Source organism: Roseateles sp. AC306 (assembly GCF_979253795.1).
This window is the reverse complement of record NZ_CEEDEB010000003.1, coordinates 197,950-216,806: the sequence shown is the minus strand read 5'-3', so window position 1 is coordinate 216,806 and position 18,857 is coordinate 197,950. Positions and strand designations below refer to the sequence as shown.

Annotated in this window: 18 protein-coding genes; 11 read left to right on the top strand and 7 right to left on the bottom strand. The window is 71.3% G+C overall.

Translation table 11 applies throughout. The annotated features are described in order from the left end of the window. The first annotated feature begins 38 nt into the window (after nucleotides 1–38). Nucleotides 39–1,154, top strand: a complete 1,116-nt coding sequence (locus tag AC0IZJ_RS09115) for a sensor histidine kinase (protein ID WP_471848814.1) — start codon at nucleotides 39–41, stop codon at nucleotides 1,152–1,154. Nucleotides 1,155–1,256: 102 nt separating this feature from the next. Further along, on the top strand, nucleotides 1,257–1,481 hold the full coding sequence (locus AC0IZJ_RS09110; RefSeq protein ID WP_471848812.1) for a hypothetical protein: 225 nt from the start codon (nucleotides 1,257–1,259) through the stop codon (nucleotides 1,479–1,481). Here AC0IZJ_RS09110 and glf read toward each other — a convergent pair whose 3' ends face one another. Continuing rightward, entirely contained in the window at nucleotides 1,482–2,651 is a 1,170-nt protein-coding gene (glf, locus tag AC0IZJ_RS09105) for a UDP-galactopyranose mutase (protein WP_471848810.1), read from the bottom strand. Between the two features lie 237 nt (nucleotides 2,652–2,888). On the opposite strand from glf, the gene AC0IZJ_RS09100 reads away from it, so the two are divergent. After that, nucleotides 2,889–4,361: a sigma-54-dependent transcriptional regulator gene (locus AC0IZJ_RS09100; RefSeq protein WP_471848808.1), complete on the top strand. Its 1,473-nt coding sequence runs from the start codon at nucleotides 2,889–2,891 to the stop codon at nucleotides 4,359–4,361. A gap of 15 nt (nucleotides 4,362–4,376) precedes the next feature. Here the strand turns inward: AC0IZJ_RS09100 and AC0IZJ_RS09095 are convergent, their stop codons facing one another. The 3 genes from AC0IZJ_RS09095 to AC0IZJ_RS09085 form a co-directional block, all read right to left on the bottom strand. Then, nucleotides 4,377–5,564 carry a glycosyltransferase gene (locus tag AC0IZJ_RS09095; RefSeq protein WP_471848806.1) on the bottom strand — a complete coding sequence of 396 codons (1,188 nt, stop codon included), beginning with the start codon at nucleotides 5,562–5,564 and terminating at the stop codon, nucleotides 4,377–4,379. A gap of 247 nt (nucleotides 5,565–5,811) precedes the next feature. Then, a complete protein-coding gene (locus tag AC0IZJ_RS09090; protein WP_471848804.1) occupies nucleotides 5,812–6,729 on the bottom strand; it encodes an amidohydrolase family protein in 918 nt (305 codons plus the stop codon). Nucleotides 6,730–6,734: 5 nt separating this feature from the next. Next, nucleotides 6,735–7,988, bottom strand: coding sequence for a glycosyltransferase (locus tag AC0IZJ_RS09085; protein WP_471848802.1), 1,254 nt, complete (start codon nucleotides 7,986–7,988; stop codon nucleotides 6,735–6,737). A 246-nt stretch (nucleotides 7,989–8,234) separates the two neighbouring features. Between AC0IZJ_RS09085 and rpoN the strand changes: the two genes are divergently transcribed. The 8 genes from rpoN to AC0IZJ_RS09045 are packed head-to-tail and all read left to right on the top strand — an operon-like array spanning nucleotide 8,235 to nucleotide 15,975. Beyond that, a complete protein-coding gene (gene rpoN, locus AC0IZJ_RS09080) occupies nucleotides 8,235–9,680 on the top strand; it encodes an RNA polymerase factor sigma-54 (protein WP_471848800.1) in 1,446 nt (481 codons plus the stop codon). Beyond that, nucleotides 9,673–10,176, top strand: a complete 504-nt coding sequence (locus tag AC0IZJ_RS09075; RefSeq protein ID WP_471848798.1) for a hypothetical protein — start codon at nucleotides 9,673–9,675, stop codon at nucleotides 10,174–10,176. Before rpoN ends, AC0IZJ_RS09075 begins: the two co-directional genes overlap by 8 nt. A gap of 26 nt (nucleotides 10,177–10,202) precedes the next feature. Continuing rightward, nucleotides 10,203–10,973 carry an SDR family oxidoreductase gene (locus AC0IZJ_RS09070; RefSeq protein WP_471848796.1) on the top strand — a complete coding sequence of 257 codons (771 nt, stop codon included), beginning with the start codon at nucleotides 10,203–10,205 and terminating at the stop codon, nucleotides 10,971–10,973. Continuing rightward, nucleotides 10,970–11,653, top strand: a complete 684-nt coding sequence (locus AC0IZJ_RS09065; RefSeq protein ID WP_471848794.1) for a D-glycero-alpha-D-manno-heptose-1,7-bisphosphate 7-phosphatase — start codon at nucleotides 10,970–10,972, stop codon at nucleotides 11,651–11,653. The genes AC0IZJ_RS09070 and AC0IZJ_RS09065 overlap by 4 nt, the downstream gene beginning before the upstream one ends. After that, complete coding sequence (locus AC0IZJ_RS09060; RefSeq protein ID WP_471848792.1) at nucleotides 11,626–12,120, top strand: adenylyltransferase/cytidyltransferase family protein; 495 nt, start codon at nucleotides 11,626–11,628, stop codon at nucleotides 12,118–12,120. The genes AC0IZJ_RS09065 and AC0IZJ_RS09060 overlap by 28 nt, the downstream gene beginning before the upstream one ends. Beyond that, entirely contained in the window at nucleotides 12,117–13,064 is a 948-nt protein-coding gene (gene rfaE1, locus AC0IZJ_RS09055) for a D-glycero-beta-D-manno-heptose-7-phosphate kinase (RefSeq protein WP_471848790.1), read from the top strand. Before AC0IZJ_RS09060 ends, rfaE1 begins: the two co-directional genes overlap by 4 nt. Next, nucleotides 13,061–13,789, top strand: coding sequence for a D-sedoheptulose 7-phosphate isomerase (locus AC0IZJ_RS09050; RefSeq protein ID WP_471848788.1), 729 nt, complete (start codon nucleotides 13,061–13,063; stop codon nucleotides 13,787–13,789). Before rfaE1 ends, AC0IZJ_RS09050 begins: the two co-directional genes overlap by 4 nt. After that, complete coding sequence (locus AC0IZJ_RS09045; protein WP_471848786.1) at nucleotides 13,786–15,975, top strand: hypothetical protein; 2,190 nt, start codon at nucleotides 13,786–13,788, stop codon at nucleotides 15,973–15,975. The genes AC0IZJ_RS09050 and AC0IZJ_RS09045 overlap by 4 nt, the downstream gene beginning before the upstream one ends. A gap of 22 nt (nucleotides 15,976–15,997) precedes the next feature. Here AC0IZJ_RS09045 and AC0IZJ_RS09040 read toward each other — a convergent pair whose 3' ends face one another. From AC0IZJ_RS09040 to AC0IZJ_RS09030, 3 genes are read right to left on the bottom strand one after another with little or no spacing between them, the layout of a single operon-like run. Continuing rightward, the gene (locus AC0IZJ_RS09040; RefSeq protein ID WP_471848784.1) at nucleotides 15,998–16,780 is read right to left on the bottom strand and encodes a DUF2243 domain-containing protein; all 783 of its coding nucleotides are present in this window, start codon (nucleotides 16,778–16,780) and stop codon (nucleotides 15,998–16,000) included. 11 nt (nucleotides 16,781–16,791) lie between these two features. Beyond that, a complete protein-coding gene (locus AC0IZJ_RS09035; protein WP_471848782.1) occupies nucleotides 16,792–17,766 on the bottom strand; it encodes a UDP-glucuronic acid decarboxylase family protein in 975 nt (324 codons plus the stop codon). After that, the gene (locus AC0IZJ_RS09030; protein ID WP_471848781.1) at nucleotides 17,763–18,713 is read right to left on the bottom strand and encodes a glycosyltransferase family 4 protein; all 951 of its coding nucleotides are present in this window, start codon (nucleotides 18,711–18,713) and stop codon (nucleotides 17,763–17,765) included. Before AC0IZJ_RS09030 ends, AC0IZJ_RS09035 begins: the two co-directional genes overlap by 4 nt. Between the last annotated feature and the right edge of the window lie 144 nt (nucleotides 18,714–18,857).

The window sequence follows — 18,857 nt, the reverse complement described above, 5'->3', positions numbered from 1 at the left end:
CCTGGCCTTCTCTCCCTGGCCCGCGGCGCCGTTCTTCCATGCTGTCTTCGATCCGCTCGTCCCTGGTGTTGCTGGCACTGGCCATCGCCGTGCCGGCACTGCTGGGCTCGCTGTGGCTGGTATACGGCACAGCGGCCGCCGAGCATGCCGCCGACAGGCGCCTGCTGCCCTATGCGGTGGCGCTGCTGCTGGCAGCGGCGGCGGGCGTGTGGGCGGTGTCCCGCCGCCTGCTGCGCGCCATCGAGCGGCTGCGGGCGGCGGCAGAGTCCCTGCGCACCGGGCAGGCCGTGGCGCACGCGCCCACCGGCATTGCCGAATGCGACGTGGTGGTACGCACCTTGATGGAGGCGTCACGCGCCGCACAGGACCGCGAGCTTGCGCTGCAGCAGCGCGCGGCCGACATGGCGGCGCGCACGCGGCATGATGAGCAGCGCGCCAGCCACGGCCAGCGCCTGGGCGCCCTGGGCCGGCTGACCGGCGGCGTCGCGCATCACTTCAACAACCTGCTGGGCACCATCAGCAACAACACCCATCTGCTGCAGGACCATGCCAAGGACGCAGAGGCCCAGGCGCTGGTCGACTCCATCCTGCGCACGGTGGAGGCCGGCAGCCAGACAACGCGGCAGCTGCTGCGCCTTGCCGGCCACCGGCCGGCGCAGCCGCAGCGCACGGAGCTGACGCGCTACCTGCCCGAGGTGCCGGATCTGCTGCGCAGGGTGCTCGGGCCCCGCGTGGCCATCACCGTGCATGTCGAGCCGGCCACCGTGCCCATCTGTGTGGACCCGGGCGAGCTGGAGCTGGCACTGATCAACCTGGGCCTCAACGCCCGCGACGCGATGCCCGACGGCGGCCACCTGTGCCTCCAGGCTGGCAATGCCGAGAGCGCAGACCTTTACGGCTTGCCGAACCCAAAAGATCGCTGGGTGACATTGACGGTGACGGACGACGGCGTGGGCGTGCCCGCGGCGCTGGTCGAGCGCGTGTTCGAGCCCTTCTTCACGACCCGGGAGCCAGGCCAGGGCCAGGGCCTGGGGCTGACCCAGGTGGCCGGCTTCTGCCGGCAGGCCGGCGGCATCGCGCGGCTGAGCAGCCGGCCGGGGCAGGGCACCACGGTGACGCTGCTGCTGCCCGGTGCCCCTGACCTTGAGCCGTGAACTGCTGCGGCCCCTTGGCGCCCAGACGCCTTTCGGGCCGCCGGAGGAACGCGGATTGCCGCTGCTGCCGGTCGCCTGCCTTGGGCAACTTCAGGAGCTTTCATGAACACCACCCGCCACACCAAACTCGCGGCCCTGCTCAGCGCCGCCATGCTCGTCACGCTCGCCGGCTGCAAGCGCCAGCCGGAGGACGTGCCGCAGAGCACCACCTCGCCAACCACGACGACGCCGAGCACCACGCCCAGCACGACTCCGAGCACCACGCCGGCGCCCGAGGTCATCCCGCCCCAGCCACCGGCCTCGCCGGCCAGCCCGGCAAGCTACTGATCAGGCGGCCGGCTGCGCGCCGGCCAGCAGGCGCCTGGCCACGGTCAGCGCCTGCGCCACGACCTGGTCCATGTTGTAGTACTTGTAGCTCGCCAGCCGGCCCACGAAGGTCACGTCGCTGAGCTGCTCGGCCTCGGCCTCATAACGCCGGAACAGCGCGGTGTTCTCGGCACGCGGCACGGGGTAGTAGGGGTCGCCCTCGGCCTGCGGGTATTCGTAGACCAGCGCCGTCTCGGCGTGCCGCTGGCCGGTGAGGTGCTTGAACTCGGTGACGCGCGTGTAGGCGTGGTCGTTGGGGTGGTTGACCGTGCCCACGGGCTGCACGAAGCCCTGCCCGCCCGGTGCCGCCAACGTCACATGCTCGAAGCGCAGGCTGCGGTAGGGCAGCTGGCCGAAGCGATGGTCGAAGAAGCTGTCGATGGGCCCGGTATAGACCATGTGCCGCCACGGCAGGCGCTGCACGATGTCGCGGTAGTCGGTGTTGAGCATCACATGGATGCGCGGGTGGGCCAGCATGGCCGCGAACAGCCGGTGGTAGCCATGCATCGGCATGGCCTGGTAGGTGTCGGTGAAATAGCGGTCGTCGCGGTTGGTGCGCGTGGGCACGCGGGCCGTCACGCTGGCGTCCAGCTCGGACGGGTCCAGCCCCCACTGCTTGCGTGTGTAGCCGCGGAAGAACTTGTTGTACAGGTCGCGCCCCACCTTGCCGACCACCACGTCCTCCGAGGTCCGCACGGCGTCCACCTTCTCTGCAACACCGGCGAAGAACGGCTCCAGCTCGAAGGCGCTCAATTGCAGGCCGTAGAGGCGGTTGACGGTATCCAGGTTGATCGGCATGGGCAGCAGCTGCCCGTCCACGCTGGCCAGCACGCGGTGCTGGTAGGGCCGCCAGGACGTGAACTGCGACAGGTAGCCGAACACGTCTGCCGAATTGGTGTGAAAAATGTGCGGGCCGTAGGGGTGCACGAGCAGCCCGGCGTCGTTGTACTCGTCATGGGCGTTGCCGCCGACGTGCGGGCGGCGGTCCACGACGAGCACGCGCTGGCCGCCCTGGGAGGCCAGCCGTTCGGCAATGACGCTGCCGGCGAAGCCGGCGCCCACCACCAAGGTGTCGAAGGTTGTCGCGGTGCCGGCGGAAGCGGCGGTAAATCTGTCTTTGTAGGCATGCATGCCTTGACGGCTGCAAGCCGCATTCCCATCGCCGGGACACGGGCCGAGGCGTTTGTAACGCTTCTGTCGGTGGACACAAGCGGCGTTCCCACGGCGCCGGCGTGTCCCAGACTTCCGCTTCGTATCGGGTAACGGTCTCCCTCAAATCGGTGTCTGCCCTTAAAAATCACGTTTTTGCACGACCTGGCAACAAGCGTTTTGAACAACCCCGAAAGAAGTCATCGCGTCCCGCATGCGTTGATCATTGACGACGACATCGAGTACGCCCGCTCGCTGCAGTCCCTGATCGCGCGCCAGGGCCTCACGGTGGCTACCGCGCAGTCCATCCGTGAAGCGCGCCGCCAGATCTCGTTGCAGCAGCCCGACTTGTTGCTGCTGGACCTGCAGCTCCCCGATGGCAACGGCATGGAGCTCATGAACGACCCCGCCATCGCCGCCAATGCCGAGGTCGTGCTGTGCACGGGCCACGCCAGCATCGACACCTCCATCCAGGCGCTGCGCCTGGGTGCGGCGGACTACCTCGTCAAACCCATCAACCACACCCACCTGCGCGGGCTGCTGTCGCGGCTGATGAAGCCGGCGGAGCTGCAGACCGAAGTGCAGGCGCTGAACGCCAATCTGGACGCCAGCGGCCACTTCGGCCACCTCTGGGGCAAGAGCCCGGCGATGCAGAGCCTGTACCAGCAGATCGCCCGCGTGGCCGGCACCAGCATCACGGTGTTCATCACCGGCGAAAGCGGTACCGGCAAGGAGGTGGTGGCGCAGACGGTGCACGACCTCTCGCGCCGTCGCAAGTTCCCGTTCATCGCCGTGAACTGCGGCGCCATTTCGCCGCAGCTGATCGAGAGCGAGATCTTCGGCCACGAGAAGGGCAGCTTCACCGGCGCCGAGCGGCAGCACCAGGGCTTCTTCGAACGCGCCCGAGGCGGCACGCTGTTCCTGGACGAGATCACCGAGATGCCGCTGGACCTGCAGGTCAAGCTGCTGCGCGTGCTGGAGACGGGCCGCTACATGCGCGTGGGCGGCACGGTGAGCCAGGAGACCGACGTGCGCATCATTGCTGCCACCAACCGCGTGCCCGAGCGCGCAGTGGCCGCCGGCCGCATGCGCGAGGACCTGCTCTACCGGCTCAACGTGTTCCCGCTGGCGCTGCCGCCGCTGCGCGAGCGGCTGGCCGACGTGCCGCTGCTGGCGCAGCACTTCCTGGAGTCCGTCTCCGAGCAGGAGGGCCGCAAGTGCGAGCTGACGCCCGCCGCGCTGGCGCATCTGCAGGACTATCCCTGGCCGGGCAATGTGCGCGAGCTGCGCAACGCCATACAGCGCGCCTATGTGATGGCGCAGGGCGGTGAGATCGACTGCCGCTGGCTGCCGCGCAAGGACAGCCTGACCAAGCCCGCCGCGCCGTGGGCCGGAGCCGGCACGCCGCGTGTCGCCGCGCCCGCGCTGGAGGAAGACTCCGCCCCCACGCCCTTTGACGACATGCTGGCGCAACGCATTTCCAGCGCGCCCTCGGCCACCATCACGCTGCCCATCGGCATTTCGGCGGCCGAGGCCGTGCAGGCGCTGACGATGGCCACGCTGCGGCACTACAACTACCGCAAGGAGCGCACCGCCGCCGCCCTGGGCATCAGCCTGAAGACGCTCTACAACCGGCTGCGCGAATACGGCGGCGAAGCCGGCGAGGCCCTCGATTCCGACATGGCCCCCTGACGGCGCCCTGCCCCGTCAGCGCGCCGCCGCGCTGCTGGCGCCGCCTCCGCCACTGGCCAGCACGGCCACACGGCGCGGGCCCTCGGCGCGCGGTTGCGCCAGCCGCGCCAGCAACTGGCTCACGCGGGCCACGCTCTCGGCCAGGTCGAACTGCGCCACCACGCGCTCCCGGCCGCGCTCGCCCATGCGCTGGCGCAGCGCCGCATCCGCGACCAGGGCGGCGCAGCGGCCCGCCATGTCGTTGATGTCGCCGGCGCCCACCAGCCAGCCGGTCTGCCCGTGCTCGACGATGTCCGGCACGCCACCCACGCGAGTCGCCACCACGGGCAGGCCGCAGGCCATGGCTTCCATCAGCGCCAGCGGCATGGCCTCGGAGTGCGAGCTGGACACGACCACGTCCAGCGCGTTGTAGACCGCCGGCATGTCACCCAGCAGCCCGGCGAAATGCAGGCGCTGCTGCAGGCCCAGCCGCTCGGCCAGCGCGGCAATGTCGGCGTCCATCGGCCCCTCGCCCACCATCACCGCATGCACCTGCGGCAGGCGCCCCAGCAGCACGGCCATCGCCCGCACGAACACCTCCGGCCCCTTCTCAGGCGACAGGCGGCCGACAAAGCCCACCAGCGGCACGTCGCCGGCCAGGCCCAGCGTGGCGCGCAGGCCGGCTGCCTGGCCGCGCTGCGGCCGGAACACGGCGGTGTCGACGCCGTTCAGCTCGCAGCTCAGGTGCGCCGCGTTCACCCCCAGCCCCAGCGCGTGGTAATAGCCCTGGCGGCAGACGACGCTCAGGTGGCTGCCGACCGCGCGGTGCACCTCCAGGTCCAGCATCGTCAGCTGGCGGCCATGCACGGTCGTCACCACCGGCTTGCCCGCAAGGCGGCCGACCAGACCGGCCAGCAGGTGGGCCTTGGGCAGGTGGGCATGCAGCAGGTCGACACCGCTGGCGGTCACCAGCGCCAGTGCCATCTGTATGCTGGCCCAGGGCGGGTCGTCGGGCATGGGCGCGATGAGCACCTCGACGTCCAGCGCGCGCAGCCGGTGCGCGAACTCGCCTTCGAACGGCAGCAGCGCGGTGAACCGAAAGCGCTCGCGGGGCGCCCGCTCGATGAAGCGCTCGACCCACGCTTCCATGCCACCGACGATGGCGTTGCCGATGACCTGCAGCACATGCAGGCGTGGCGTGGAGATGGTGTTGTTCGTCGTCATGGTGAACCTAGATCCGGCAGTTGGGCGCGCCCGAGGGCCTGGCGAAGCGGGCCGATGGCAAGGCGCGACGACGCTGTGGGCTCATGCCCACAAGGAGAAGCAACGCGGCCAGCGGCTCGAAGCGCCAGGCCAGCGGGCGTGCAGCGCTGCTCACCGAAGTGGTGAACGGCGCAAAGTGGACAAGGTATTGAGTCACTGAGACTTTCGACGAATAGCAAGCGGTCAATTGCCGGATCTAGGTTCAGCGCTAGCAACATATTGGCGGCCAGCCGCGCTGCGACCAGAAGCGGAGTGCGGGTTCATCGTCCTCGGCGGCCCGCACGTGGGCCGCTGCCGGCCGCTGCGGCGCCGCACTGGCAGGGAACTGACGCCCCAGCCACGCCGCCGCCGTGCCGCTGAAGATCTGATCGCGCGTCGCCGCGTCGGCATCCAGTTCGTCCAGCAGCGCGACGAGCCAGCCGCGCCGCTCGGCGATGTGGGCGCCGCTGCAGGGCAGAAAGCAGTCGCTGCCGAACTGCAGCGAGCCCGGCCCCAGCACTTCCAGCGCGCGCCTGAGCACCTCCAGCCGGTAGGGCGGCGGCGGGCCGAAGGACAGGTCGAAGCGGAACACGCACTCGGCATCGGGCACGCCGTGGATGCGGTCGATCAGGCCGACGGCGATGGCTTCGTCCGTCCACGGCCAGCTGAGGTGGGCGAGCGTCACGCGCACGCCGGGGTGGTCGCGCAGGGCCTCGAAGAACACCGGCCGGCAGAAGCGGCCGGAGCGGCCGTCGATGAAGATGCCGCTGTGGAAGAGCAGCGGCAGCTTCAGCCGCGCAGCCTCGGCAAAGGTGGGCTGCACGGCGGCGTCGTAGGGGTACCAGCCGCTGGGCACCATCTTTGCGCCGCTCAGGCCGGCCTCGATGGCGCGCCTCAGCTCGGCGGGCGCGCCGGCCTGCGACGGGTTGACGACGGCCAGGCCGACGAGGCGGTCCTCGGCGCCCTGCACCAGCCGCGCCAGGTGGTCATTGGCGCGCCTCAGCGAGGCCGCATCGCTCAGCGAGTAGCCGTCGTTCAGGAACGGCGCAAGCAGCACGCCGACGTCGATGTCGGCGTCGTCCAGCGCGCGCAGCACTTCGCCCTGTGTCTCGCGGCCGGTGCAGTGCAGGTGGGCGTCGATGACCATCGCCGTCAGGCGCGCGCGGCCAGTGGCTCGGCCGCGGGCGGCTGTTGCACATCCACCGCCGCTTTCAGCAGCGCATGCACTGCGTCCGCCGTGTCGCGCCACGAGTAGCGCTCCACCAGGCCGGCCATCCGCGCCAGCCGCCCGATGCGGGCGTGCGTGCCTTCGGCCAGCAGGGCCTCGCAGGCGCGCACGAAGCCGTCGCCCGACGGCGCGACGGCTACGGCGGAGCCGTACAGCGTCACCACGTCGTGGATGGGCGTGCTGACCACCGGCTTGCAGCCCGCCATGTATTCCAGCGTCTTGGTCGGGCTGATGAAGCGCGTGGACTCGTTCTGCGCGAACGGCATCAGCGCCACGTCCCAACCGGCCAGCAGATAGGGCAGCAGCTCGTAGCGCTGCATGCCCAGCCAGCGCAGGTTGGGCCGCTGCGGCAGGCTGGCCGGGTCGATCTTGACGACCGGCCCCACCATCACCAGTTGCCATTCGGGATGCTGGTCGGCCAGGCGCTGGACGAGGGCCACGTCCAGCCGCTCATCGATGACGCCGAAGAAGCCCAGCCGCGGCCTGGGCAGGTCGCCCTGCAGCGCCCGGGCCTCCTGCGCCAGGTCGCCGCCCGGGTCCAGCCGGGCGGGCGCGAAGTGCTCGACGTCCACCGCGCTGGGAAAGCAATGGATGTTGGCGTGCTGGTGCCGCCGCGCCTCGAACAGCGACGGGCCGCCGGTCAGCACCAGCGCCGCCTGCTGCATCAGCGCCGACTCACGCTGGCGCAGCTGGCGCGGCGCGCCGCGGAATGCCGACAGCTCGTCCATGCAGTCGTAGACGAGGCGCCCGGCGCCGAGGGCATGCGCCAGCGGCAGGGCCATGGGCGTGTAGAGCCATGTGGCGTCCACGACCAGCGCGTTTGACTTGAGGTAGGTGCGCAGCAGCAGTTCAAGGGCCGTGATCTGGTCGTCATGGAAGCCCGGCGCCTGCACGGGCGTGTGCGGCACCAGCACGGTCAGCCCGGGTGCGACGTCATTCACTTCCAGTCGCGCCGGGCCGCTGCCTTGCTGCGGCTCCTCGACGAACAGCACGCGCCAGCGGCCGGCCAGGCGCGACAGCAGGTGCTGCGGGCGCTGGAAGACAAAGCCCCAGCGCAGATGCGAGAACACGAGCAGCACCGGCAGTGCCGGGGCGGCGGGCTCCTCCGCGTTGCCAGGGCGCAGGTACTGACGCACGGGCGCCGCAGCTGTGGGTTCGTCGGCTGGGGTCTGGGCCATGGGGCGCTCCTTGGTGATGATGAAGCCGGAGCAGCAAGCGATGTGCCGCTTCTCCCGCGCCGGAGCAAAGCCGCTTGGCGGCACCCTTTGGACACCCCTTGGAGAAGCGTTTACTGAAAACACATCGGTAAACGGCGAACCTGGCCAGCCTCGCGCGGCGCGACTCCCCCGGAAACGACCCGGAGCCGCCAACCCGGCACGCCGGTTGCATTGCAGCAGGCTCACCCAAGCTTGCCGAGTACGCCTTTGACTGCCCTCCACCTCCATGCCCTCGCCCGGCAGAACGCCGCGCTCTCACCACGCATGCAGCATGCGGTGAAGTTGCTGCAGATGTCGTCGATGGACTTCGCCGCGTTGATGCGTGATGCGCTGGCGACCAACCCCTTCCTTGAAGCCGGTGAGGACGGCGAATCCCCACCCGGCGAAAACGCGCCGGAGCGGGAAGCAGCCGACAACACCGCAGACGCTGCCTACGCCACGGCCGGCGAGGCCGGCGAAGGGAACGACCGCGACCTGTGGCACAGCGAGGGTGGCACCGGGCTGCGCCGTGCCGATGACGGCGAGACCCAGGCCATGGAGCAGATGGCCGTGCAGCCGGGCTTGAACGCGTCGCTGCATGTGCAGATCAACGTGCTGCCGCTGACCGACCGGGACCGCGTGCTGGCGCGCATCGTCATCGAGTCGCTGGACGACGACGGTTATCTGCGCACGCCGCTGGAGGACCTCCTCGACGTGCCGGAACTGGCGCCGCCACCATCGCGTCAGGAGATGGAGATCGCCCTGCACCGCGTGCAGGCATTGGAGCCGGCGGGCGTCGCGGCGCGCACCGTGGCCGAGTGCCTGCTGCTGCAGATGCCGTCCATCGACTGCCCCGACACGCGCGCGATGGCGACCACCATCGTCACCCACCACCTCGACATGCTGGCCGTGCGCGACCATGCCCAGCTGGCGCGGCAGTTGCGCGCGCCGGTCGGGCTGGTGGAGAAGGTGTGCGACCGCATCCGCCGCCTGGACCCCCGGCCGGGCTGGAGGCTGGACGCCGCACCGGTGAACTACATCGTGCCCGACCTGACCGTGCACAAGGTGCGGGGCAACTGGCGCGTGCAGCTCAACCCCGCCGTCGTGCCCAAGGTGAGGCTCAACCAGGTGTATGCCGCGCTGTTCCAGCGCCACCGCACGCCGCAGCACGACGAGATGGGCGCCCACCTGCAGGAGGCGCGCTGGACGCTGCGCAGCATGGAGCAGCGCTTCGCCACCATCGTCGACGTGGCCGAGGCCATCGTCAGGCGGCAGCGCGGTTTCCTGGACTACGGCGCGATGGCGATGAAGCCGATGGCGCTCAAGGAGATTGCCGCCGAGGTGGGCGTGCACGAAAGCACCGTCTGCCGGGTCACGAACAACAAGTACATGGCCACGCCGTCGGGCGTGTTCGAGCTGAAGTACTTCTTCTCGCGCCCCATCGTCAGCACCAGCGGCCAAGCCTGCTCGGGCACGGCCATACGCGGCCTGGTGAAGAGCATGCTGGAAGAGGAAGACCCGATCCGCCCGCTCTCCGATGCCGAGATCGCCCGCCTGCTGTCGGCGCAGGGGCTGGCCATTGCGCGCCGCACCGTCACCAAGTATCGGCAGCATCTGAAGATCGCCGCCGCTGAAATGCGCCGCCGCCATGCCGGGGAGCCGGCCCATGGTTGAGCGCACGCAGATCGTCTCGGGCGACGCCGATGCCGGCGGCAGCCGCTTTCTTTCGGCCAGCACCGCGCGCGCCGCGCTGCTGGCGATCACGCCGGCCATCGAGGCGCAGTTGTCGTCGCCCAGCGTCAGCGGCCTGGGCGTGCTGCACCTCGTGGTGCTCGATGCGACGCCGGCCGATGCCATGGGCGGGCCGCGCACGCTGTGCGAGCACTCCATCGGCGACCGCGACCGCTGGGACGTGGACTACGCCGACTACGCCCGCCGCAAGGCGCTGCTGTCGTGGCGGCACCGCATGGACAGCCGCCGCCTGCAGCTGCTGGAACCGCACCGCCTGCGCGCGGACGACTGCACCTTGTGGGGCGGCGTGTGGCTGGACGGCCTCGTCGTCGCTGCCAGCGGCGCCTTTCCGATCTGGGACGAGTGCTTCTCGCTGATGGCCGCCGCGCAGCTGCGCGCCGTCGCCTGGGAAGCCGCAGACCGCGAGTGCAACCGCTGACCTCTTTCACCTTTCTTCCACACGCCATGACCGACAACACTTCAAATCCCCTGCCCAAGACCCCCAGCCTGCCGTCGCTGCAAGGCCAGGTCGCTCTCATCACCGGCGGCGGCCGCGGCCTGGGTGCGGCCATCGCGCAGGTGCTGGGCGAAGCCGGCATGCGCCTGGTGCTGGCCGACCTGGACGTGCAGCGCGCCCAGAACCACGCGGCGCTGCTGGACGAGCACGACATCCAGGCCGTGGCCGTGCCGCTGGACGTGTCCGACCCGGCGCAATGCCAGCGCGCCGTGGACGCCGCGCTGCAGCAGTTCGGCCGGCTGGACGTGCTGGTCAACAACGCCGCCGTGGACGTCACCGCGCCGCTGGGCGAGCTGGCCGTGGAGGACTGGCTGCGCGTGCTGCACACCAACCTGTCCGGCCCGTTCCTGATGACGAAGTTCGCCACCGCCCACATGCTCAAGCAGCCGGGTGGCGGCCAGGTCGTCAACATCGCGTCCACCGCATCCAAGCGCGGCTGGCCGAATGCCAGCGCCTATCACGCCACCAAGTGGGGGTTGCTGGGCCTGTCGCACGCGCTGCATGCCGAGCTGCGCGACCAGCGCGTGCGCGTGACGGCCATCGTCGCCGGCGGCATGAAGACACCCTTCCTGCTGGACCGCTTCCCCGGCATCGACGAGACCAAGCTGCAGGACCCGATCAACGTCGCCTGCGCGGTGCGCTATGTGCTGCAGCAGCCGGAGGGCAGCGTCGTGCCCGAGCTGACCGTGCTGCCCACCCACGAAACCTCCTGGCCGTGAACACGCTGGACCCGCTGTCACTCCTGCTGTCGCATGCCGGCCGCAGCGCGCCGCTGCGTCCCTGCCTGTTCATCGACAAGGACGGCACGCTGATCGAGAACGTGCCCTACAACGCCGACCCCGCGCTGCTGCGGTTCATGCCCGGCGCGGGCGCGGCGCTGGCGCGGCTGCAGCGCGCGGGGCTGGCGCTGGTCATCGTCACCAACCAGAGCGGCCTGGCGCGCGGCTACTTCACGCATGAGCAGTTCGCGCAGCTGCAGCAGCGGCTGGTGCAGCGGCTGCGGGACGAGTTCGCCGTCACGCTGCTGGACGTGGAGATGTGCCCGCATGCGCCCGGCGACGACGAGCGCCCGGCCTGCCTGTGCCGCAAGCCGGCGCCGGGCATGCTGATCCGCGCGGCGCAGCGCCATGGGCTGGACCTGACGCGCTCGTGGATCGTCGGCGACACGCTCGACGACGTCGAAGCCGGGCACCGTGCGGGCGCCGGCGGCCTGCTGTTCGACAGCGGCGGCGAGACGGTGTGGCGGCGCTCGCCGCTGCGCGAGCCCGACGCGGTCTTCACCGATTGGTGGGCGCTGGCCGACCACCTCGAAGCGGACCTCGCCGGGAACGCCACCTGCTCATTGACACGCGACACCGCAGGAGATCCACCGTGCTGGACAAGTGGGACAGTTCCCTGAAGTTTCTGCCGCCCGGGCGGCTGACCGAGATGGCGCCCTGGCTGGCGCGCCCGCTGGTCTTCACCAACGGCGTGTTCGACCTTCTGCATGTGGGCCACGTCAGCTGCCTGGAGGCCGCCAGCCGGCAGGGCAGCTGCCTCATCGTCGCGTTGAACGGCGACGCATCGGCCGCCGCCCTGGGCAAGCCGGGCGCGCCCGGGCAACGCCCGCTGAACACGCTGGAACACCGCGCCCGCGTCGTCGGCGCACTGGCCTGCGTGTCCTGGGTGACCTGGTTCAACGACGCCACGCCCGCCTCGCTGCTGAGCGCGCTGCAGCCCGACGTCTATGTGAAGGGCGGTGACTACGACGCCGAGGCGCTGCCCGAGACGCCGCTGGTGCGGGGCTGGGGCGGCCGCGTCGTCATCGCGCCCTACCAGGCCGGCCACTCCACCACGCGGCTGATGCAGAGGATGCAGGCGCCATGACGACGATGGATGCTTCCACACGGCTCAGTGCGCCGCCGCAGGTGCTCGTCGTGGGCGACTGCATGCTGGACGTCTACCTCGAAGGCGCGGTGCAGCGCATCTCGCCCGAGGCGCCGGTGCCCGTGCTGCAGCTGAACCGCCAGCACCAGCGCGCCGGCGGCGCCGCCAACGTGGCGCTCAACCTGGCGCGGCTGCTGTGCCCGTGCACGCTGACCGGCCTGGTGGGCACCGACACCGCCGGCGCCGGCCTGGTGGCGCTGCTGGACGAGCCGGGCATCACCCAGCATTTCGTGCGCAGCCCCGGCGTGCAGACGACGCAGAAGATCCGCCTCGTCAGCCAGCGCCAGCAGCTGCTGCGCATGGACGTGGAAGCCGCGCCGCCAGCAGACTGCGTGGCCGAGCTGACCACGCTGGCCCGCAGCCTTGCCAGCCGCCACCGCTGGGTGCTGCTGAGCGACTACGGCAAGGGCGCGCTCGGTGATGTGCAGTCGCTGCTGGCGCAATGCCGGCAGCAGGGCATTCCAGCGCTGGTGGACCCGAAGCGGCACGACTGGGCCGCCTATGCCGGCGCCTGGCTGCTGAAGCCCAATGCGGCCGAGCTGCGTGACGCGGTGGGCGGCTGGGCCGACGAAGCCACGCTGTGCGCACGGCTGGCCGAGCTGCAGCAGCGGCTGGACATCGAGCATGTGCTGCTGACCCGTGGCGAGGACGGCATGAGCCTCTACTCCCGCAATGGCCGCTGCCTGCATGTGCCCACGGCGGCGCGCGAGGTCTACGACGTCAGCGGCGCCGGCGACACGGTGCTGGCCGCGCTGACCAGCGCGCTCGTGCACGGCCAGCCGCTGGAAGACGCGGTGCGCACCGCCAACCGCGCCGCCGGCCTCGTGGTCGGCAAGTTCGGCACCGCCTCGGTCACGCCGGAAGAACTGGAAGCTTCTGCATGAGTGCCCTGCCCTCATTCACCCCACGCTGGGACGAAGAGATCGTCGCCAACGGCCTGGCTGCCCACCGCGCGCTGTTCGACCGCCTGCATGCGCTGCAGCCCGACATCCTGCGCGCCGCCGCGCTGATGACGGCCACGCTGCGCGGCGGCGGCAAGCTGCTGCTGATGGGCAACGGCGGCTCGGCGGCCGACTGCCAGCACCTGGCCGCCGAGTTCACAGGCCGCTTCCAGCGCGAACGCCGCCCCCTGGCCGCGCTGGCATTGACGACCGACACCTCGGCGCTGACCTGCATCGGCAACGACTACGGCTTCGAGCAGGTGTTCGCACGCCAGTTGGCCGGCCTGGCGCGGCGGGGCGACTGCGTCATCGCCATCTCCACGTCCGGCCACTCGGCCAACGTGCTGCGGGCGCTGGAGCAGGCACGCGAACTGGGCCTTGCCTGCATCGGCCTGAGCGGCCGCGACGGCGGCGCCATGGCCGCGCTGTGCGACCCCTGCCTGGTGGTGCCGCACGCCGACACGGCGCGCATCCAGGAGGCGCACATCTTCATCGGCCACAGCTGGTGTGCGCTTGTGGAGCAAGGGCTGGATGAGCCCCTCGTCCAAGGCGTACCTTGGCCGGTCCCCCGCGGTGACGGCGATGCTGGCGGCATCGAGCCGCCAGCACACCGCCACGACGGGCCGGCTTGGGAGCGGCCCGGCGCTCGGCCCGAGGACTCGATATGACGACGCAACCCCATCGCGGCTCGCCGCTGCTGTGCTCGTTCTGGATGGGCGGCTACGAGGGTGCCGACCACATCAACGGCCGCGGCGAGGCCCTGGACATGGTGCGCGCCACCGGCCACGACCAGCGGCTGGACGCCGACTACCGCGACGCTCGCCGGCTGGGCCTGCGCTGCCTGCGCGAAAGCATAGGCTGGCGCCTGACCGAGCCCGCCGGTGGCGGCAGCTGGGACCTGAGCCGCGCCGTGCGCATGGCCCAGGCCGCCAACCGCCAGGGCGTGCACATCCTGTGGACGCTGATGCACTACGGCATGCCGGGCGACCTGACGCTGCTGGACGACGCCATGGTGCCGCGCTTCGCGCGTTTTGCCGGCGAGGTGGCGCGCGTGCTGCGGCCGCTGTGCCCGGGGCCGCGCTTCTACACGCCGATCAACGAGATCAGCTTCCTGTCCTGGGCGGCCAGCGCCACCTGCGACATGGGCCCGGCCGGCATGCAGGCGCCCTGCCCGACCGAGGACACGCTGATCAGCGGCTACCTCGTCAAGCAGCGGCTGGTGCGCGCGGCGCTGGCCGGCATGGCGGCCATCCGCGCGGCCGACCCCGAGGCGCGCTTCCTGCATGTGGAGCCGGTGGTGCACGTGGCGCCGCAGGACGAACACGACCCCGACCAGCGCGAGCTGGCGCAGCGCATCGCCTCCTACCAGTGGCAGACGCTGGACATGATGTCCGGCCGCATGGAGCCGCAGCTCGGCGGCCACCCCGATGCGCTGGACTGGCTGGGCATGAACCACTATCACAGCAGCCAATGGGAAGTGCCCGGCGAGAAGCGCCTGGCCTGGCATCGGCGCGACCCGAGGCGCCAGCCGCTCTCGGCGCTGCTGCACAGCGTGTGGCGCCGCTACCGCCGGCCGATGGTGTTGGCCGAGACCGGGCACCTCGGCGTGGGCCGAGCCGCCTGGCTCAACGAGGTCGCCGGCGAGGCGCTGCGGGCCCGCGACATGGGCGTGCCGCTGCAGGGCGTGTGCCTCTATCCACTGCTGGACAGGCCGGACTGGAACGACACCTGGCGCTGGCATCGCAGCGGCCTGTGGCAGATCACGCAGGTGCCGCGCGACCCGGCCGAGTTGCCGGAGTCGCCGGAGCCAAGCGAGGCCCGGCCGGTGCGCCGGCTGAACCGGCCCTATGCGCGTGCACTGCTGTCCTGGCGCAGCCTGAACGAGGCGCGCCCGCCGCTCCACGCCACCGCCACCGCCACCGCCACTTCCGCCGACACCGACCGGCCCGGTCTGCTGCTGCTGCTGCCCTGCGCCTGGGACGACTGGACCGCGCCGCGCCAGCTGCTGCTGGATGCCTGGCGCGCCCGCTGCGCGGTGCGGCTGCTGGAGCCGCCGCGGCCGTGCGCGAGGCCGCCGCTGCTGCGCAGCCACACCGTTGCGCCCGGGGCCGAGCTGCTGGTGCTGCATGGCCAGGGTGCCGCCAGCTGGGCCGAGGCGCCGACGCCCGAACAGCTGAGACTGCTGCGCGAGGCGCTGCAGCAGGACGGCCCGCGGCGCTGGCTGTGCTGGTTGGCGGGCTGGCGCAACGACGGCCATCCGAACTGGTGGCGCGAGCTCGCCGGCGGGGGCGTCGTCGTGCAGCCCGATGCCACCCACCCGCCGGACGGCAACCTGATGCGCCATGTGCACGCGCAGCTGCCGCCCGGCTGGCCGGGCGTGGCCTGCGCCCCGCGCCAGGCGCCACCGCACAGCTACGAGGACGAAGAGCTGAGCCGCCTGCTGCGCGGCATCCCGTCGCCGCGCGTGTGGCTGTCCGCACCCAGCCACCTGCACGGCACGCAGAACCCGGACGCGCTGGCCAAGCTGGGCCGCCGCCTGCGCGCTGCGGCCTGGCGCCAGCCGGCGCTGCACCTGGTGATCGACGCGGCCGAGCTGCCCGGCGACGACCCCGGCCCGCCCAACCTGCACTGGCTGGGCCCCGTGCACGACAGCCTGCACGCTGCGCTGGCCGCCCGCGTGCAGGCCGTCGTGCGCTGGGACGGGCTGCCGGCCTGGACCGGCTGGACCGGCGCCAGTCTCACGGCCCGCCCAGGCCCCAGCCATGCGCTGCGCCCCGAACAGCTTGCCGCCATGGTGGACGGTGCGCTGCAACCGCTGCTGCGGCGGCACCTCGCGCTGCCGACCCGGCATTGAACAGGCGCCGGGGTGCGTGGGCTTACCTGCCGCCCCCGGTCGTCATCGCCGAGATGCAGCCCAGCGAGAACGTCGTGTTGCTCACCAGCATGGCGCCGCTTCGATACAGGCGCCAGGCGCGGTTCGGGTCATCCAGGCGGACAGCCCAGAGCCCACCGAAGCGGTCCACCCACACCACCCGGGCGTCGACTGCCGCCAGCGCATTGAACGCCTGGCCGCTGCTGACGCCGGGGGCGAACAGCACGACGACCTGCGTCGGGTCGGCCGCCGGTGGCAAGGCCGCGAAAGGGCCGGCCACGACAGGCGAGAGGCCGAGGGCCGCAGCAGCGCGGCGCCCGCTTCCGCCATCGCGCGTCCCCGTGCCGCGCAGCAGCCACCAGCCGACGACGGCGGGGAGCACACCGAGTCCGACGAACCAAAGCAGGTCCCACACGAGCGGCGTGGGCGAGTCGACCTTGATGCGGTGGATGCCGGTGACCCAGTGCGACAGCACGCCGTCCACGATGTGCCACGCGCCGAACCCGAGCAGCGCAGCGCCCGACAGCCGCCGGCCCGTGCCAGCCTCGGCGAGGGCATGACGCCCGCGCCACAGCAGGGCCAGCCCGATGGCCGCGATGACGTACATCAACGCATGGAAGATGCCGTCGGCCAGCAGCTGCATGCGCATGTCCCGCACCGCATCGACGTTGGATAGCAGGTGATGCCACTGCAGGATCTGATGCAGCAGGATGCCGTCGAAGAAGCCCCCCAGGGCAAGCCCGATCAGCAGGCCGGCCCAGCGCAGTGAACGGCGCGTTGTCGTCATGGCAAGGCCCGTCAGGCGACGGTCACGCGCCGTTCGCCGAGCAGTGCACGGAAGTGGTGGATGGTGCGCTGCAGGCCGTCTTCCAGGTTCACCTCGGGCTGCCAGCCCAGCCGCTCGCCGGCGAGCGTGATGTCGGGGCAGCGCCGTCGCGGGTCGTCCTGCGGCAGCGGCTTGAAGACGAGCCGCGAGCGGCTGCCCGTCAGCCGCAGCACCATCTCGGCCAGATCCAGCATGGTGTGCTCGCCCGGGTTGCCGAGGTTGATGGGGCCGGCCTCGCCGCTGTCCATCAGCAGCAGCAGGCCGCGCAGGGTGTCGTCGACGTAGCAGAAGCTGCGCGTCTGCTGGCCGTCGCCGTAGACGGTCAGGTCCTCGCCCTGCAGCGCCTGCACGATGAAGTTGCTGACGACGCGGCCGTCGCCGGGGCTCAGACGCGGGCCGTAGGTGTTGAAGATGCGCGCCATGCACGCGTCCACGCCGTGCTGCTGGCGCCAGGCGACCAGCATGGCTTCGGCGCAGCGCTTGCCTTCGTCGTAGCAGGCGCGCGGGCCGATGGGGTTGACGTGGCCCCAGTAGCCTTCGTCCTGGGGGTGCTGCTGCGGGTCGCCGTAGACCTCGCTGGTGGACGTGTGCAGCAGCCGCGCGCCGCTGGCCCGCGCCAGCTCCAGCAGCCGCCAAACGCCGAGGACGCTGCTCTGCACCGTGTCGGCCGGCGCCTTCTGGTAGTGGACCGGACTGGCCGGGCAGGCCAGGTTGAAGATGCGCCCGGCCTGCGCCATGGCGGGCGTGGGCGCCAGCACCACGTCGCGGCGCTGGAAGGTGAAGCCCGTGTGGCCGAGCAGCCGCTCCAGGTGGCTGACGTCGCCGGTGCTGAGGTTGTCCACGGCCATCACGCGGTGGCCGCGCGCCAGCAGCGCCTCGCACAGGTGGCTGCCGATGAAGCCAGCGGCGCCGGTGACCAGCACGGTGTCGGAAACGATGGGGGTCATGAGGCCACCTCCTGCAGTGTGTTCATCCAGTCGGCCACGAAGCGATCGATGCTGAAGCGCTGTTGCGCCAGTGCGCGGCCGCGGCTGCCCCATTCCTTGGCCAGGCCGGGGTCGCCGAGCAGCAGCCGCATGGTGTCGGCCAGCACCGTGGGGCGGTTGTCCAGGAAGCCGTCGTGCCCGCTGCGGATGACGGTGGCCAGTTCGGTGGTGGCCAGGCCGACGACGGGCTGCCCCACCAGCATGGCTTCGATGAGGGCCAGGCCCAGGCTGGTGTAGCGCACCGGGTGGAAGAAGAAGCGGTGCGCCGCCATCAGTTCGGGCAGCGCGTGCTGGGCGATCTCGCCCACGCCACCGGGTGTCTCCTCGCTGCCCATGCCCACAAGCGACAGCGGCACCTCGGTACGCAGCTGGTGGTACAGGTCGGCGCCCAGCCGGCGGCCGCGGCGCTCCAGGTGGTTGACGACGACGAGGCCGCTGGCCTGCCCGCCGTGGTAGCGCACGTCGCTGAGCGGCTTGACGCCGTGCTCGACGACGCGCGTGGGCGTGATGCCCGCATCCCACATCAGCGCATTGAAGTGCGTGCAATGCACAAGCAAGGCGCCCGGGTCCTGCACCCAGTGGCGCGTCTCGGTCGGGTGCTGCTGCGGCGGGTCGTGCTCGAGGTAGATGCGCGGCAGCTCGCGCTGCGCGGCACTGAGCCAGCGCGGGCGGTCGTCGTCCCAGCCGGCGCGGTGCTGGTAGAGCACGACGTCGAACGGCATCTGCGCGATGCGCTCCAGCGGCGCCTCGTGCACGTTGTCGCCCCAGGGCAAGGCGCCGACACGACCGGCGTGGCCCGGCGAACCGGCGGAGTCCGTCGCCAGGTAGAAGTCGTGCGGCACCTGGGTCAGGTTGTAGAGGTAGTTGCCGTGGACGTGCCAGGTCAGGATGCGCAGGCGGCGGGGCATGGGGAGGTCTCCAACCTAGAAACGGGGGTTGAGCGCGGCCGAAGGGGCTGCGCTGGGGCGCGCGGGCAAGGCGCGACGACGCTGCGGGCTCGTGCCCGCGAGGAGAAGCAACGCAGCCAGCGCGCGCCAGGGCAGGCCAGGCGG